Below are 15,654 nucleotides of genomic sequence, written 5' to 3' on the forward strand. Positions count from 1 at the left end.
GGAATGGAAAACAAAGTGTGGCATGCTGTCTATACCGATGAGATTCCCAAAGAAATTGAAGTGCTGGATATTTCGCTGTATCAAATACTTGCAACTGCAGCCGAAAAGTACCCGGACCGGACTGCCCTCTCTTTTTACGGCAGAAAGACGGCCTATGCGGAACTTTACAAAGCATCGCTTGCCTTTGCCTCCTCCCTTCAGAAAAGAGGCGTGCAAAAAGGCAGCAGGGTGGCGGTCATGCTGCCGAACTGCCCGCAGTATGTCGTGTCCTATTACGGTGCGCTTATGGCAGGTGCGATGGTTGTCCAGATCAATCCGATGCTCGTTGAACCGGAAATCAGGCATATATTAAATGACTCGGGCGCCGAAACGATCATTGTCCTGGATGATTTGTACCCGAAAGTGCAGGCCGTCCGCCCGGAAACATCGCTGAAAAATGTAGTCATAGCCGGTTTTAAACCGGCGGCCGGACCCTTGGATGAGGCCGAACCCTTTGATGCCTTGTTACAGGCAGGAACGGATTACAACCCTCCTGCGCTCGACCCCCGGGAGGATATTGCCGTGCTCCAGTACACGGGCGGTACCACCGGCCGGTCAAAAGGGGCGATGCTGACCCACCGGAACCTTCTTGCCAATCTGGTGCAAACATATGAATTTTTCAAACCGGTCATGGGGCCGGGAAAAGAACGGATTTTGACCGTTATCCCGCTTTTTTCACGTATTTGGCATGACATGCGCCATGAATTATGCGATCTACACCGGTTCGGAATCGGTCATGCTGCCGCGTTTTGATCTTGAAGAAGTACTCAAGACCATCAAGGAAACGCAGCCGACCTATTTTCCGGGTGTGCCGACGATGTATGTCGCCATCACGAACCACCCGAAAGCGATGGAGTACGGGCTGGATTCCATTAAGACCTGCAACAGCGGGAGTGCACCGATGCCGCTCGGGCTTTTGCGCCAGTTTGAAGAAAAAACGGGGGGCGTCATTGTCGAGGGGTACGGCCTTTCGGAAGCTTCCCCGGTGACACACTGCAATCCGGTTTTCGGTAAACGCAAGCCGGGCAGCATCGGGATCGCGATTCCATCAACAGATTATAAAATCGTCGATGTTGCAACCGGCACGGAAGAACTGAAGCCGGGCGAGACGGGGGAGCTGATTGTAAAAGGTCCGCAAGTAATGAAGGGGTACTGGAACATGCCGGAAGAAACGGCGGAAGCACTCCGGGACGGCTGGCTGTACACCGGCGATATCGCGACGATGGATGAGGAAGGGTACGCTTATATTGTTGACCGCAAAAAAGATATGATCATTGCAAGCGGCTATAACGTATATCCGCGCGATGTCGAGGAGGTGCTGTATGCGCATCCCGCCGTCCAGGAAGCAGTGGTAATCGGTGTGCCGGATCCATACCGGGGTGAGACGGTCAAGGCATTTGTCGTGTTAAAAGAAGGGCAGAAAATGACGGAAGAAGCACTGATCGAATATGCAAGCGCCCATCTCGCCCCGTATAAACGCCCGAAGATCATAGAGTTCCGTGATGCGTTGCCGAAAACAAATGTCGGGAAAATTTTGCGCCGCAAGCTGCGCGATGAAGAAAGGAAAGTGCGCGAGTAAAAGCAGGAACGTGAAGCTGGGTATGTGATATAATTTTCTTAATATAGTAATAGATGGAGAGGACCGGCATGAAAGCGAAGATTACGGAACACAGCATACGCTTGTTTGAACAAAAAGGCTTCACGGAAACATCCATTCAGGATATCGTTGACAGCATCGGCGCGACAAAAGGCACGTTTTACTATTATTTTTCCAGCAAAGAACAACTTTTGATGGACATTCATATGGACTATATTACGAAACTTTTGGAAAAGCAGAAGGCCATCCTTTCGGAAAACGGATCGTGCAAGGCAAAACTGCATGCGCTTGTCCTGATGCTACTTGAAAGCATCAAAACGGAAAAAGCAAAAGCCCTTATCTTTTTCCGTGAGATCAAAAATTTAAGCGGTGAAAAGCTCGAACTGATTTTACAAAAACGCGAAGCTTTCCGCCTCGGGGTTGAAAAGCTGATCCGGGAAGGCATTGAGATCGGCGAGTTTGCGGGGCATCTGGACGCGAATCTTACTTCCTTTGCCATTCTCGGCATGGTGAACTGGAGCTACCAGTGGTTTAAACCGGAAGGCCGGAAATCAGCGGCAGAAGTGGCAGAACTGTTCATGGACATCGTCCTGCACGGGATTGAAAAAGCGTAGAGCCATATGGCTGCCGAAATGGGGATGTTTTGAGATCAAGCCGGGTGGGTGGCAGCAGGGCTGCATGAAAAGTGCATACGTTACGGCGGCTGCGTCAGGAAATAGCCTTGTGAAAAGAAGGGGTGGCAGCAGCGGATCATTCATGGTCAGGGCCTTGCAAGGTGCAAAACCATACAGCTGCGGTAATGGTGTTCAAGCGAAAGGGAGGGATTTGTTTGCATGAATTGAAATTGCGGACACGCTTTTGCGAAACAGATGCAATCGGCCATATTAACAACACCAGTTACTTCATCTACCTGGAAGACGCCCGGTTGAAATTTTTTGAAAGCATCGGTGCAAGCGTGGAAATAAAAGATTTCAATATTATTCTAGCTTCAGTAAAGTGCGATTTTATCAGCCAGGCGTTCTATAATGAAGAACTCACGATCCGGACCGGCGTGGCAAAGCTCGGCAATACGAGCTGTGAACTGGCCCATGAAATGCTGGATGCAGAAACCGGCCGTTTGATCGCAAAGGGGAAAGCAGTTGTCGTCTTTTTTGACTTTGATAAGCATCAATCACGCCCGATTCCGGATGATATAAGGGGCATCCTGGAAAAGCATTTGCAGCCGGTGATGTGAAAAAACGGCCTGCCTATTACGGGACACAAGGGGGAGAGGAAAATGAATTCAGACACTATTCCGGTCCGCAAAGGGGAAGAACTGGACTTAACCAGACTGCAGCAATATTTGCGCGAGAAGCTTCCGCAAATGCCGGATGCACCGCTTGAAGTTGCACAATTTTCAGCAGGCCGTTCGAATTTGACCTATCAATTAAAAGCAAGTTCGTGGGAAGCGGTGCTCCGGCGCCCGCCGCTTGGCCCGGTTGCCCCGAAAGCGCATGACATGGGGCGCGAATTCCGTGTGCTGAAGGCGCTCCAGCCGTTTTTCGCACCGGCTCCGGAAGTGTTGCTTTTCGAAGAGGACCCGTTTGTGATCGGCGCTCCGTTTTTTCTTATGGAAAGAAAGCATGGCATTGTGCTCGATACCGCTTTTCCGCCGGGAGTGGAGCCGAAAAAGGAAACGTGCCGGCGGATTTCCAGTATCATGGTTGACAGGCTTGTGGAGCTGCATGCGATCCCGTATGAAGAGACAGAGCTCCTTTCCATGTCAAAGCCGGCCGGTTTTCTCGAACGCCAGGTGAACGGCTGGATTGAGCGCTATCTGCGTGCGAAGACGGATGAAATTCCGGAAGCGGAGCCGCTCATCCATTATTTGCGTGACCATATTCCGCCGCAACAAGGTGCAGCCGTGATTCATTATGATTATAAGCTGAATAACGCGATGTTTAATGAAGATTTTTCGGAAATGACCGGCCTGTTCGACTGGGAAATGGCAACCATCGGCGACCCGCTCGCAGATCTCGGCGCTGCTCTCAGCTACTGGACGGAAAAAGATGACCCGGATTTGATCAAAAATGGGCTCGGCGAACCGTCCGTCACGACGCTGGACGGCTTCATGACGCGCCGCGAGTTTGTCGAAGCTTATGCGAAAAAAAGCGGACGCGACGTCTCGAACATCGATTACTACTTGATTTTCGGTTACTTTAAGCTTGCCGGCATTTGCCAGCAAATCTACTACCGTTACAAGCGCGGCCAGACACAAGACCGGCGTTTCGCCCATTTCGGCAACGTCGTCCGCAGCCTGATCCGGCACGCGGTGGAAGTGGCGGAGAGGGTTTAACGCAAGCGCTCCATAGCTGATTTAACGTAAAAGAAGGCGAATCTAGCATTTTCGCAGATGGATTCTTCTATAATATTGAAACAGCATTTACTGGCAAATCGGATACAAGCCAAAATCTGATTCGTTCAGTAAGCCCTAAATAAGATGCTCGTCAAAAATGTCGTCGACCTCCATTAGCGTAGAAAACCCGGGGGATCGACGACAAATTGTTAAAACGGGCAAGTCTTTGACACTATTGGTATTGCCTGGATTCCATTAGATGTTGAAGAGATTTTTTTGCGCAAGCAGGAAATTCCAGCAGTCATGGAGAAATGTTATAATATCAGTGAGTTTTTGGAGTTAGTATTTTACCTATGAGGAATTGAAACGTTTTTGGCAAGGGGCGACATTTAAAGGTTCGGTATCGTTAGTATTTTACCTATGAGGAATTGAAACTCGGATCACTTCCGCGAACTCGTCCCCGTATAAACGTTAGTATTTTACCTATGAGGAATTGAAACATTGGATCCACGAGGGAGGTAAAAGCAGGCCCGTTGTTAGTATTTTACCTATGAGGAATTGAAACCTCGAGGCGGCTCAACAAGTTCAAAAAACATGAACTCGTTAGTATTTTACCTATGAGGAATTGAAACTTATATCGCCCGGCCCATTCCTGGGAAATGGATGCTGCGTTAGTATTTTACCTATGAGGAATTGAAACATGGCCACTCTGATAAGTCTTTTTCAGTCCATTAAACGTTAGTATTTTACCTATGAGGAATTGAAACTGCCCTGCTTCAATCCAAGCATTTCTTAATTTTTCGTTAGTATTTTACCTATGAGGAATTGAAACTGCCGTCTAATGCCATGCTGATGGTACACAATCCATGTTAGTATTTTACCTATGAGGAATTGAAACGCCAGCCACTGTTCAATATAAGCCACAAGCTGTTCGTTAGTATTTTACCTATGAGGAATTGAAACTGTTTTCGCCGTCCACAACTTGTGTACCTTTCGGTGCAAGTTAGTATTTTACCTATGAGGAATTGAAACTCTTTTGCATATGAACGCACGGAATCGAAATAGACACCGTTAGTATTTTACCTATGAGGAATTGAAACTTAACAACTATAATCAAGTTAAGAGAGAAACGCCCACGGTTAGTATTTTACCTATGAGGAATTGAAACTGGGATGTCTGGCATGTAAAATGTACCAAAGTCAGTGTTAGTATTTTACCTATGAGGAATTGAAACCCGTTAAACACGGTCACCTGCACGATCGGTTTTGCGGTTGTTAGTATTTTACCTATGAGGAATTGAAACAATGGTGGTGAATACATTTATGTTAGAGCGAAAGGAGTTAGTATTTTACCTATGAGGAATTGAAACCGGTACACTTTCGACGGAATACGCAATAGCACCGTGTTAGTATTTTACCTATGAGGAATTGAAACACGGATGCAATGGACGCCAGCGTGCCATCCTGCTTGTGTTAGTATTTTACCTATGAGGAATTGAAACATTGTTTTAGCAGTTTATTTGTATCGGTCATATCAAGTTAGTATTTTACCTATGAGGAATTGAAACCCGGATCCGGTCGTCGGCCTGTTGCCGCCATATATTCGTTAGTATTTTACCTATGAGGAATTGAAACATTCTTCGCAATGGTAAGCGTACCAGGACGGCTTAGTTGTTAGTATTTTACCTATGAGGAATTGAAACCCAAAAAATCGACAGTCAACTGATCATTGTCTTTGTAAGTTAGTATTTTACCTATGAGGAATTGAAACACAATAAAAAATCATGGGCAGAGGTACCGCTTAGCACTGTTAGTATTTTACCTATGAGGAATTGAAACACGCCAGCACAGGTAAAAGCAGGCGGTTTGCAAAACGGTTAGTATTTTACCTATGAGGAATTGAAACGCGGATTCCAGCTTTTTATCAGCTTCATCTGGAATGTGGTTAGTATTTTACCTATGAGGAATTGAAACACGCCGTGCCAAATCTGCCCGACCGCGCCACGCAAGTTAGTATTTTACCTATGAGGAATTGAAACCACGGATTTTGCACGATAAATCTCCTCCATAGTGTGTTAGTATTTTACCTATGAGGAATTGAAACGAGATTGTGGAAGAAGAAGCCGCTATCGTACAAAAAATGTTAGTATTTTACCTATGGGGAATTGAAACCATAGATGGTGATAAATAATATGTATCGGCTACTTTTCCGTTAGTATTTTACCTATGAGGAATTGAAACCCCCTTCCGAGGCAAAACAAAAAGCGCAGTCTTTTGTTAGTATTTTACCTATGAGGAATTGAAAAACACTCAATATAGCCAGTCGGAAGTTAATTTCTATTCTGAAAATATGTGCCGGCTTGATTTTCATTCACCCGCTGGTGTCACGTTCACTGCGGCACGGGTTTCTAATTGAATTAAGAAATAAGTCACTTTTACAGTCTATCCCGCTGAATCAAATTTAATTCTGAAATCACGAACACACCTGCCATGCGAAACAAATTTTGCAGTCATAAAACAGGAAAAATCATCTGAAAAATCGTAACTATTACTCGAAGGGAGATGGAGCTATGGAAGACTATTTGATGTACTTGAATGGTGAATGGACGGGGGAAGGACTGCCAAAAATCAAAGTGGACAACCCTGCGTCCGGCGAAGTGATTGCGACGATTCCAAAAGGCGGGGAAAAGGAAGCTAAGCTCGCTGTTGACGCGGCGCATGCGGCTTTTCCGGCGTGGGCGGCGCTTTCTGCCTATGAACGAAGTGCCTACCTCCGCACGTGGTTTGAACTGATCCGTCAACATGAAAACGAGCTTGCTAGGACGATGACCATTGAACAGGGCAAGCCGCTCAAGGAAGCACTCGGGGAAATGCGTTACGCAAATGGCTTTATCGAGTGGTTTGCCGAAGAAGGAAAGCGTGTGTATGGCGAAACGATTCCGGCATCCGCTACCAATAAACGCCTGTTTGTCCATAAACAGCCGGTCGGCGTTGTCGCGGCAATTACCCCGTGGAATTTCCCGGCTGCCATGATTACCCGCAAAGTTGCACCTGCGCTTGCTGCCGGCTGCACCGTTGTCATCAAACCGGCAAAGCAGACACCGCTTACTGCCTTGAAGCTTGCTGAGCTTGCTGCAAAAGCCGGCATTCCGAAAGGCGTCATGAATGTGATAACCGGGAGTGCGAAGGAAATTGGGGACACGTGGCTTGCCGATGAGCGTGTCCGCAAACTTACTTTTACCGGATCGACCGAAATCGGGAAAGAGCTGATGCGCGGTTCAGCTGACACGGTGAAAAAAGTGTCGCTGGAACTTGGCGGGCATGCACCGGTTATCATCACGAAACATGCGGATCTCGATAAAGCTGCTGAGGGCACGGTCGCTGCAAAATTCCGCAACGCCGGCCAGACTTGTGTATGCTCGAACCGCATATATGTACAGGAAGAAGTGTATGAAGCTTTTACCAAGAAATTCACAGAAAAAGTGAAAGCGCTCCGTGTCGGGGACGGACTTGCAGAAGGCACGGATATCGGGCCGCTGATTGACCGGAATGCGGTTGAAAAAGTAGAACATCACGTCAAAGACGCGGTGGAAAAGGGAGCTACCGTGGAAACAGGCGGCAGCGCGAAAGATGGGCTTTTCTTTGAACCAACTGTCATTTCCAATGTTACCGATGAGATGATATGCATGAAAGAAGAAACATTCGGGCCGCTTGCACCGGTAACGAAATTTACGGATATTGATGAAGCGATCCGGCGTGCCAATGATTCCATTTACGGTCTTGCTGCGTATGTATTTACGGAAAATATTTCGGAAGGCATTCAAATTGCAGAGGGGCTGGAGTATGGCATTGTCGGGCTGAACGACGGGCTTCCGTCCACGCCGCAGGCTCCATTCGGCGGTTTCAAGCAGAGCGGCCTCGGCAGGGAAGGCGGCCGTTACGGTATAGAAGAATTTTTGGAAGTCAAATATATTTCCCTCGGTTTATAAGTGCCTGGCCCGGCACACCGAAATAGGCGGGATCCCTAAATGGGGGTTCCGCTTTTTTGGTTCCAAACCGATTACGGGAAGAGGACGAAATATTTCGGCAAAAAAGAATTAAACTTGGTTTCCAATGCCGGGAAGCCCACTAAGATCCGGGTAGTGCCCGTTAGTCTTTTAGAGTTCTTCGACAAGACAAAGGCCATCCCAACCCCGGTTCAAGAAAACTTTAAAAAAAGATTCAGGCCTAGGTCCCAATGCCCCAGCCTCAGGACAAAGGGCATCCGGGCAGTGGCCGGTAAAAAGACAAAATGCAGCAAATTTCCCGGGAAAGCGTCCTTTATGGTAAAAAGAAGATAAAACAAACACGATGAGAGACAACTTGCAACAAAATTTTCGACACGTGGGCAATGAAAGACATATCGCAACAAACTCCGCACATTGGCTCCGCGGAAGATCAAATGTCCTGTTGGGGCGTCTTTCACTTGCAGGATGAAGCAAAGCCGGTGAAAATTTTGTATAGAAATGTTTTTCGACGCCATCATCATGACAAAAGACACCAAGTTTCCCCGGGAAATGATTTTTATAGAGGATTAAAAATGACAAATATTCGGAAATCATCATCCGAAAAAAACGCCTCTGCCGCAAGAGGGATAAAACAGCCGGCACGTATTTTCAGGACCCCTATCCATGCTGCGGCGGGCGCGGCGACACCAGAGAACGAAAATGGGCAAACGCATATTTTCAAAATAGAAGCCTGCCGCATTGGATACGGAATGGGCAAAAGAATGAAAATAGGCCGGCACAATTTTTAGGGTAGGCCAAAGAACATTTCTTCACCAAACAAGCACTACAGCTACTCTCCAGGATTCAGACTGGGATTGCAAAGATTCGACCGGAATTCGGTTTTCTTCAGACAAAGGAAAGATTTCCGCGCAGATTCTCTCTCTGAATTGATCGAGCATTACAACAGTACGCATTTGTCTTTGCCCTTGATCCGTTTCGCATTTTGAAACCCGCTGATTTCTACATTTTTTAAGATAACATTTTTTGCACGGTACTGGATGGCGACAACAGGATTTCCCTTGAAATCGTAATCCGGGTCGCCAAGTGCTGTCAGCCCGTTAATGACAACGTTCCGGTAAGCGGAAACAACGAGGCTGCGCGGCGTTGAACCTTCATATAAATCCGTAAACACCGGCGCGATGGAAACAAGATTGGCCGCCACAATATGGTCCGCGCTTTTCGAATCGCTATCCTTACCTTTATGGTGACCGATATGCCGGAAATTGAAAGAACGGTTGTCGCGGACAGAAAGATGGCCGTAAAGGTGGACATGAGAAGCAGCCGAAGCATTGTGGTGGGCTTTGATCTCGACACCTCCGAAACAGCCGCTTGAAGCATTATTGTAAAGCCAGACATGGCGCGACCCGTCATCAATCTCAATGCCATTGGAGTTGGAAAACCCTTTTTTGTGGGCCTTTCCACTCGGGTTGTAACAGAAAGAATTTGAAATAAAGCAATAGTCGCTATGGTGGGTGGTAATGCCGTCATCACCGAATCCGCTTGCCGTAAGCCCGTCCAGCCAGATATAGCGGCTCCTTCCCGGGGCGAGAAAGCCGTCGCCCAAATAATGATACCGGGCAGACGATACATCAAAACCATGCAGGCCGGCCCCCGCCGCCTCCACATTTTTCACCCAGCCGAACGTGACGTGCGCAAAAGTCAGACAGCTTGAACGGTTATTTCCTGCTGCCGTTCTTTCCACATTTCCGAGCCTTTCGACATTCCAGTCCAGCGTGAGCCCTTCCACTGATATATGGTGATTGCCGCGGTGGAAATGGGCGTTTTGGATAAGACGCGTTTTTTTCGGCGCATGCGGATGGAGTTTGATGACTGTTACGCCTTTTCCGCTGCCGCAAAGGCATGTCCATGAAGGCAGCTTAAGCCCCTTTACAAGATAAACGCCTTCCGGTACGATCACTTTCACGCGGCCGTTTCCCAGTGCTTTTTGGAATGCCGCTGTGCAGTCGGTTTTTCCATCGCCGGCAGCCCCGAAATCTGCCACATTGACTGTACGGGATGCCACAGACAGCAGCCGGCTGTATTCTTGATCCAATATCGTTTTCCATTCCGGGTAGACAAGGCCGTTCTGATCTGCAAGGGTTTTATACGGTTCAACCGGATATCTCCGGTTCAGCAGCAGCCGTGAAAGGGAAAACGGTTTGTGAAATTCCGGCTGGCAGTATTTTTGAAAAAGCGCTTCATTTTCCTGGATTAGGGTACCCGGCTGGACTGCCCTGCGTGAAAGCTGGCGCAGCAGCATGCCGTTTGTCCGGGGGTCATGATGCTTATCCAAATGAATCATTTTTTCACCCCGCTTTGCCTTCATTCAGTCTCTGTCATTGGATATATGTAGTTTACCCCCGCAGGTTGGAAAACGCACTGAAAAAGGAAGACTCTTTTCTAAATCATTGTTGTTGGCATAAAAAAGATTGAATTTTATGTTAAAATCGAAGAAAAGGAAGGTGGAAGTCAATGAGCCTGCCAAAATGTTCTGATTGTAACCATCCATTTAAGTGGATTTATATCTTTAAGAGGTTATGGAAGTTTGACCAAACCATAGAATGTCCAAATTGTAAAGCCAAGTTATATCCAAGTTTGAAGTTTCGAAATAAAGTTGGATATTTTTCCCTGCTTTGCTTTTTCATCTCATTTGGACTAATGATATTGGGCATTCCAAAAATTGCATTCATAACACTAATCATCATTATTTGGGCTTGTTTGATTCTTATGATGCCTTATGTTTATTCGTTTGATCATAAAGAAAGGCCTCTATGGTAAAAGGGAACGAATAGTTGTCGCCCTTTTAAATGGCTTCAAAAATCCAGGTGATGATGAAACGCGGAGCTGAGCCGGTACGCCGCAAGTTTAAAGGTGAATTGATGAACCGATTTGGTACAGAGCAAGATTTGAAAAAAACACATGCAAGTAAAGATTGGAAACCATTTCATCAAATGAGAAAGAAAAAGGTGGCCCAAAACTACATGTAACACTTTTCGTGAAAATGGGCCTTATTTTCTTTATCAGAATTTTTCGTTGACGAATAGCATAAGAAGGTATACAATAAACTTCAAGCTTATATGTTGTTATTTTCTTATCAAGAGAGGTGGAGGGAAGGGCCCTGTGAAGCCTCGGCAGCAGGTCCGAAAACGGGTACTGTGCCAATTCCTGCAGGTGGTGGCCTGAAAGATAAGAAGATTTCCCGGGAATGGATATCTTCTTACTTCAGGGTAAGAAGATTTTTGTCGTTTAATCCTTAGTAATCGAATAAGAAAGAAGGGAATAGAGTGGAGCAAACGCGGCTCACATATGAACAGTTTACGTCGGATCCGTTTGCAGCGTTCGTGCCGGAAGATAAAACAAAGGGTGCATTGGAAATTTTGCAGTGGGCATATGGCACGTACGGTAAATCAGTGGTATATGCGTGCAGCTTCGGCGCAGAAGGAATGGTGCTGATTGATCTCATTTCGAAAGTCAGAGAAGATGCGGATATCGTATTTTTGGATACGGACCTGCACTTTCCGCAGACTTACGAATTGATTGAAAAAGTAAAAAAGAAATATCCGACTTTAAATATCCAAATGAAAAAACCGTCGCTTACGCTTGATGAACAGGCGGCGCAATACGGATCTGCCCTTTGGAAAAGGGATCCGGACCAATGCTGCTATATCCGGAAAATCAAGCCGCTTGAAGAAACGCTGCAGGGAGCGGCGGCCTGGATATCCGGCTTGCGGCGGGAGCAATCGCCGACAAGGGCGAAAACGAATTTTGTCAATAAAGATGAAAGGTTCCATTCGATTAAAATTTGCCCGCTGATTCATTGGACATGGGATGACGTTTGGAACTATATCAAGTCCCATCATCTCCCGTATAACGAATTGCATGACCAGGGATACCCGAGCATCGGCTGCTTCCCGTGCACACGTGCTGTCGGAAACAGCGACTCAAGAGCGGGAAGATGGGCGGGCTTTCATAAAACCGAATGCGGGCTGCATACGGTTCAGAAAAAATAAGGCTGCCAGGTGGTGCTGTGGCAAAAACGGCCATCCCTTCTAAGCCGCTGCTACAGCCACTCCGGGAGAAGTGGGCGCATAAACCAAACCAACCAGTTATCTGATTAAGTTTAAAGCAGGTGAAGAAATGAGAAAAGTATATTTAGTCGGGGCAGGGCCCGGCGATCCGGAACTGATCACAGTGAAAGGATTGCGCATGATCCGGGAAGCGGATGTCATTTTATATGACCGCCTGGTGAATCCGGATCTGTTAAAAGAAGCAAGGCCGGATGCGGAACTCGTCTACTGCGGGAAAAAGCCGGACGCCCATACGATGTCGCAGGATACGATCAACCACCTGCTTGTGAAGTTTGCCAACCAAGGCAAAACTGTTGTCCGTTTAAAAGGCGGCGATCCGTTTATATTCGGCAGAGGCGGGGAGGAGGCGGAAGTACTGGTGCAAAAGCATATTCCGTTTGAAATCGTTCCGGGGATTACGGCCGGTTCCGCCGTGCCCGCCTATGCCGGCATTCCGCTCACCCACCGCGGGCTCAGTACATCCGTTGCTTTTATCGCGGGCGTCACGAAAAAAGGCGAAGATCTTGATGCATACTGGTCCAAATATGCGGGAATTGATACACTTTGCATTTATATGGGCGTGAAAAATCTGCCGCTCATCTGTGCGCAACTGATAAAGCACGGCAAATCGCCGGACATGCCGGCTGCACTTATCCGCTGGGGCACGACGGAAAAACAGGAAACCGCGGTCGGCACGCTTGGAAATTTAAGTGAAAAGGCGGACGGGTTGCGCAACCCATCGCTTTTGATCATCGGAGAAGTGGTAAAACTGCGCGATGAGTTGAAATGGTTTGAACAGCTTTCCGCTGCTCCGGCCTGTACCGGGTGAACGGGTATGAAACAAGGTGTTTTATATGTCAGCCACGGCAGCCGTGTGCCCGAAACCGCCCGGGAAGCAACAGCGGCAATCCGGCAAGCGATGGCACAGGTGGATGCGGATCTCCAGGAAATTTGTTATCTGGAAATTGCGGAACCGGATATTGCAGCAGGGATTGATGCGCTTGTCCGGGGCGGCGCAGGGCGTATCGCCGTTGTGCCGGTATTGCTGCTGAGTGCCGGGCATTATTATGAGGATATCCCGCGTGCGATCCGGGAAGCGAAACGACGTTATCCGCATATTGTGTTTACGTACGGCCGCCCGCTCGGCGTCGGGGACCGGATCACCGGAATTCTGGCGGAAAATATTTTGGAAACCGGTATGCCTCCGGGTGCCTGGATTCTGCTGGTCGGACGCGGCAGCCGCAATCCGGAAACACTGTGCGATTTTGCAAAAATTGCGGACGGGCTGCGCGTGCAACTGGGGGCAGAACAGATCAAAACGGCTTATTTGGCGGTGCTTGAGCCCCGTTTTGATGAGGCGCTGAAGGAGCTGGCCGCGGCCGGGCGCCCGGTGGTTGTGGCCCCATATCTTTGGTTCACCGGCGTGCTCGTCCGGTCGCTGGAAAAGAAAGTGGGCATGCTGCAGCGGGAAGGATATGATATCCGGCTGGCACGGTATCTCGGCTGTCACCCGGATATGGCGGACGCATTGGCCGCCCGGGCAAAGGAAGCGTTGGGTGCAGAGGCTTTTATTTGAGATTCCGGGACCTTTTTTGCCCCCGGAAAGCCTGGGGGAAGCCTGCGGCGTTTTCTATTGTGAACCCCTCCCTTATTTGGGGGAGATGCAGTTTAAAAAATGCCTGGGTGCGGTGTTTCAATGTGCGTACCGGCACTTTTTTGGGCCCGATCAGCCTGAAAGATGCCCGCGGTCCGGCGCTCCATTGCGCATGCCGGCACTTGCCCGGTTCCGGCTCCCCAGGAAACGCTGGAAAGGGAGCGTACGGGCACATTCACGAAAATGGCAGGAAGCACGAGGCGTTTCTGCACCGGATAAACTGGAAAGGAGATCAGGAATGGTTTGGGTACCGGTTATGGTCAATTTAGACGGGAAGCAGGCTGTGGTCATCGGCGGCGGAAAAGTGGCGGCACGTAGATTCCGGCTCTTCCAGGAAGCGGGGGCATGCGTTACAGTCGTAAGCCCGCACCTGAACGATGAATTGCAGGTTTTGGCGCAACAACACGCGTTCATTTGGAAACAGAAAACATTCGAACCGGAAGACATCCGGGAGGCTGATGTGGTTGTTGCAGCGACAAATGATCCGGAGACAAACAGCCGGATTGTTACCCATGCCCCGGCCCAAGCCCTCGTGAACGATGCCGGCCATGCGGGAAGCGGCAACCTTGCTTTTCCGGCGTTTTTCCAAAAGGGCAGGCTTTCCATCAGTGTCTCTACAGCCGGGGCAAGCCCGAAACTGGCTTCCCGCATTGTAAATGAATTATCCGGGCATTATGATACGAACTACGCCCAATATGTGGATTTTTTATACGAGTGCCGCCAGCTTCTGAAGCAGCCGCAGTTTTCTGCATCGGAAAAAAGCGAGTGGCTGGAAAAGCTGCTTGGAGAAGCATACCGCAAGCCTGAAAAACAGCAGGAAGCCTTGTCTTTCTTTCGCAGCCGCATGCAAGGGACTGCCCGCTGAAAAACGAATGAAGATTAGCGCGCATCTTTGGGAAATCAGCCGGTGTGCCCGGCGAAAAACTTGGCAAGCCCGTTTGCAACCCGGAATGGCTTCCGTTACAATAGGGTTAAAATTTTCACAAAAAGGAGTGTCGCCTTCATGTCATTGGAAGATGTCAAAGCTTATTTTAAGCAGTGGGACCGGGAAGAAGAGGTGCTCGTCCTGCCGTCATCAAGCGCGACGGTTGAACTTGCGGCTGAGGCGCTGCACACGGAACAGGAACGGATTGCAAAAACGCTTGCGTTCAGGGGTACCGGTGGGGAAGAAGCCCTTCTTGTTGTCACCGCGGGAGATGCGAAAATCGACAATAAAAAATTCCGGCAAACATTCGGCGGGAAAGCGCGGATGCTGTCACCAGAAGAAACGCTCGAGCATACCGGCCATGCTGTCGGCGGCGTCTGCCCATTCGGTTTGAAAAAAGATTTGCCGGTCTATATGGACGTCTCACTCAAACGGTTCACGACTGTATTTCCGGCATGCGGGAGCGGCAACTCGGCAATTGAACTGACCTGCGAAGAATTGTATACATACGGGAAGGCCGAAAAATGGGTGGATGTCTGCAAAGGATGGGAACCGGCGGAAGATTACCAGCATGCAGCTAGGACAGGCGCCTTAACGGATCCGCAATAATCTGCTTGCCGCTTCAGGCTTGCCTTTGAGACGGAAAGGGGTCCCGGGTACGCGCCGGAAAATGAAGCAAATCCATCATGGCTGCTGGCAATTGCCCGAAACACGGGCATACTTGAAAAAGCGGGCGATCAGATTGCCGCCACGCCGGATAAACGCTGCACCAGTAAAGGAATGAAAATCAGTATCGCATTTTTTCAGGATAGAAAAGGAATGAACACCAGCCATCTCGATGTTTCGGGATAGAAGCCCGTGCGCGCCATCAAAGGATTGAAAAGGAACAAGCACCTGGCCGCCATGCCGCTTTTAAAACGGCTCCGACAGCAGAATGAAAGCAGCCGGTGATAAATAAAAACGACGGGAGACACAATCGTGTTTTCCCGCCG

14 protein-coding genes, 1 pseudogene, 1 CRISPR repeat array and 1 riboswitch are annotated in these 15,654 nt (G+C 48.6%); of the genes and pseudogenes, 13 read left to right on the forward strand and 2 right to left on the reverse strand.

The window, feature by feature from the left end; genetic code table 11:
* Positions 1–3 precede the first annotated feature (3 nt).
* The 6 genes and pseudogenes from NSU00_RS01505 to NSU00_RS01530 all read left to right on the forward strand — a co-directional run bounded on the left by NSU00_RS01505 (position 4) and on the right by NSU00_RS01530 (position 8,765).
* A pseudogene (locus tag NSU00_RS01505) lies at positions 4–1,618 on the forward strand (long-chain-fatty-acid--CoA ligase).
* A 68-nt stretch (positions 1,619–1,686) separates the two neighbouring features.
* Positions 1,687–2,250 (forward strand): TetR/AcrR family transcriptional regulator, encoded by a 564-nt coding sequence (locus NSU00_RS01510; protein WP_061577361.1) that lies wholly within the window; start codon positions 1,687–1,689, stop codon positions 2,248–2,250.
* A gap of 215 nt (positions 2,251–2,465) precedes the next feature.
* Positions 2,466–2,870: an acyl-CoA thioesterase gene (locus NSU00_RS01515; protein WP_340703262.1), complete on the forward strand. Its 405-nt coding sequence runs from the start codon at positions 2,466–2,468 to the stop codon at positions 2,868–2,870.
* Between the two features lie 42 nt (positions 2,871–2,912).
* Positions 2,913–3,971, forward strand: a complete 1,059-nt coding sequence (locus NSU00_RS01520) for a phosphotransferase family protein (protein ID WP_340703263.1) — start codon at positions 2,913–2,915, stop codon at positions 3,969–3,971.
* Between the two features lie 338 nt (positions 3,972–4,309).
* A CRISPR array of direct repeats spans positions 4,310–6,276; the repeat unit is 30 nt; unit sequence GTTAGTATTTTACCTATGAGGAATTGAAAC.
* Between the two features lie 264 nt (positions 6,277–6,540).
* A complete protein-coding gene (locus NSU00_RS01525; protein WP_014096358.1) occupies positions 6,541–7,959 on the forward strand; it encodes an NAD-dependent succinate-semialdehyde dehydrogenase in 1,419 nt (472 codons plus the stop codon).
* A gap of 401 nt (positions 7,960–8,360) precedes the next feature.
* The gene (locus NSU00_RS01530) at positions 8,361–8,765 is read left to right on the forward strand and encodes a hypothetical protein (protein ID WP_328196977.1); all 405 of its coding nucleotides are present in this window, start codon (positions 8,361–8,363) and stop codon (positions 8,763–8,765) included.
* Positions 8,766–8,914: 149 nt separating this feature from the next.
* Here the strand turns inward: NSU00_RS01530 and NSU00_RS01535 are convergent, their stop codons facing one another.
* A complete protein-coding gene (locus tag NSU00_RS01535; RefSeq protein WP_340703264.1) occupies positions 8,915–10,318 on the reverse strand; it encodes a glycosyl hydrolase family 28-related protein in 1,404 nt (467 codons plus the stop codon).
* A 170-nt stretch (positions 10,319–10,488) separates the two neighbouring features.
* Here NSU00_RS01535 and NSU00_RS01540 point away from each other — a divergent pair, with 170 nt between their 5' ends.
* The 7 genes from NSU00_RS01540 to NSU00_RS01570 all read left to right on the forward strand — a co-directional run bounded on the left by NSU00_RS01540 (position 10,489) and on the right by NSU00_RS01570 (position 15,271).
* Positions 10,489–10,794 carry a TIGR04104 family putative zinc finger protein gene (locus NSU00_RS01540; protein WP_061565026.1) on the forward strand — a complete coding sequence of 102 codons (306 nt, stop codon included), beginning with the start codon at positions 10,489–10,491 and terminating at the stop codon, positions 10,792–10,794.
* A 50-nt stretch (positions 10,795–10,844) separates the two neighbouring features.
* Positions 10,845–11,003 carry a hypothetical protein gene (locus tag NSU00_RS01545; RefSeq protein WP_340703265.1) on the forward strand — a complete coding sequence of 53 codons (159 nt, stop codon included), beginning with the start codon at positions 10,845–10,847 and terminating at the stop codon, positions 11,001–11,003.
* Between the two features lie 101 nt (positions 11,004–11,104).
* Positions 11,105–11,209: riboswitch (SAM riboswitch) on the forward strand.
* Between the two features lie 91 nt (positions 11,210–11,300).
* The gene (locus tag NSU00_RS01550; protein ID WP_340703266.1) at positions 11,301–12,026 is read left to right on the forward strand and encodes a phosphoadenylyl-sulfate reductase; all 726 of its coding nucleotides are present in this window, start codon (positions 11,301–11,303) and stop codon (positions 12,024–12,026) included.
* A gap of 127 nt (positions 12,027–12,153) precedes the next feature.
* Complete coding sequence (cobA, locus tag NSU00_RS01555; protein WP_019720422.1) at positions 12,154–12,912, forward strand: uroporphyrinogen-III C-methyltransferase; 759 nt, start codon at positions 12,154–12,156, stop codon at positions 12,910–12,912.
* A 6-nt stretch (positions 12,913–12,918) separates the two neighbouring features.
* Positions 12,919–13,659, forward strand: coding sequence for a sirohydrochlorin chelatase (locus tag NSU00_RS01560; protein ID WP_061566175.1), 741 nt, complete (start codon positions 12,919–12,921; stop codon positions 13,657–13,659).
* 316 nt (positions 13,660–13,975) lie between these two features.
* Complete coding sequence (locus NSU00_RS01565; RefSeq protein WP_340703267.1) at positions 13,976–14,602, forward strand: NAD(P)-binding protein; 627 nt, start codon at positions 13,976–13,978, stop codon at positions 14,600–14,602.
* A gap of 138 nt (positions 14,603–14,740) precedes the next feature.
* Entirely contained in the window at positions 14,741–15,271 is a 531-nt protein-coding gene (locus NSU00_RS01570; protein WP_340703268.1) for a YbaK/EbsC family protein, read from the forward strand.
* Between the two features lie 75 nt (positions 15,272–15,346).
* Here NSU00_RS01570 and NSU00_RS01575 read toward each other — a convergent pair whose 3' ends face one another.
* Positions 15,347–15,556: a hypothetical protein gene (locus NSU00_RS01575; protein WP_133537277.1), complete on the reverse strand. Its 210-nt coding sequence runs from the start codon at positions 15,554–15,556 to the stop codon at positions 15,347–15,349.
* Positions 15,557–15,654 lie beyond the last annotated feature (98 nt).

Source organism: Weizmannia sp. FSL W8-0401 (genome assembly GCF_038009125.1).
In the GTDB taxonomy this organism is placed as follows: domain Bacteria; phylum Bacillota; class Bacilli; order Bacillales; family Bacillaceae_C; genus Weizmannia; species Weizmannia coagulans.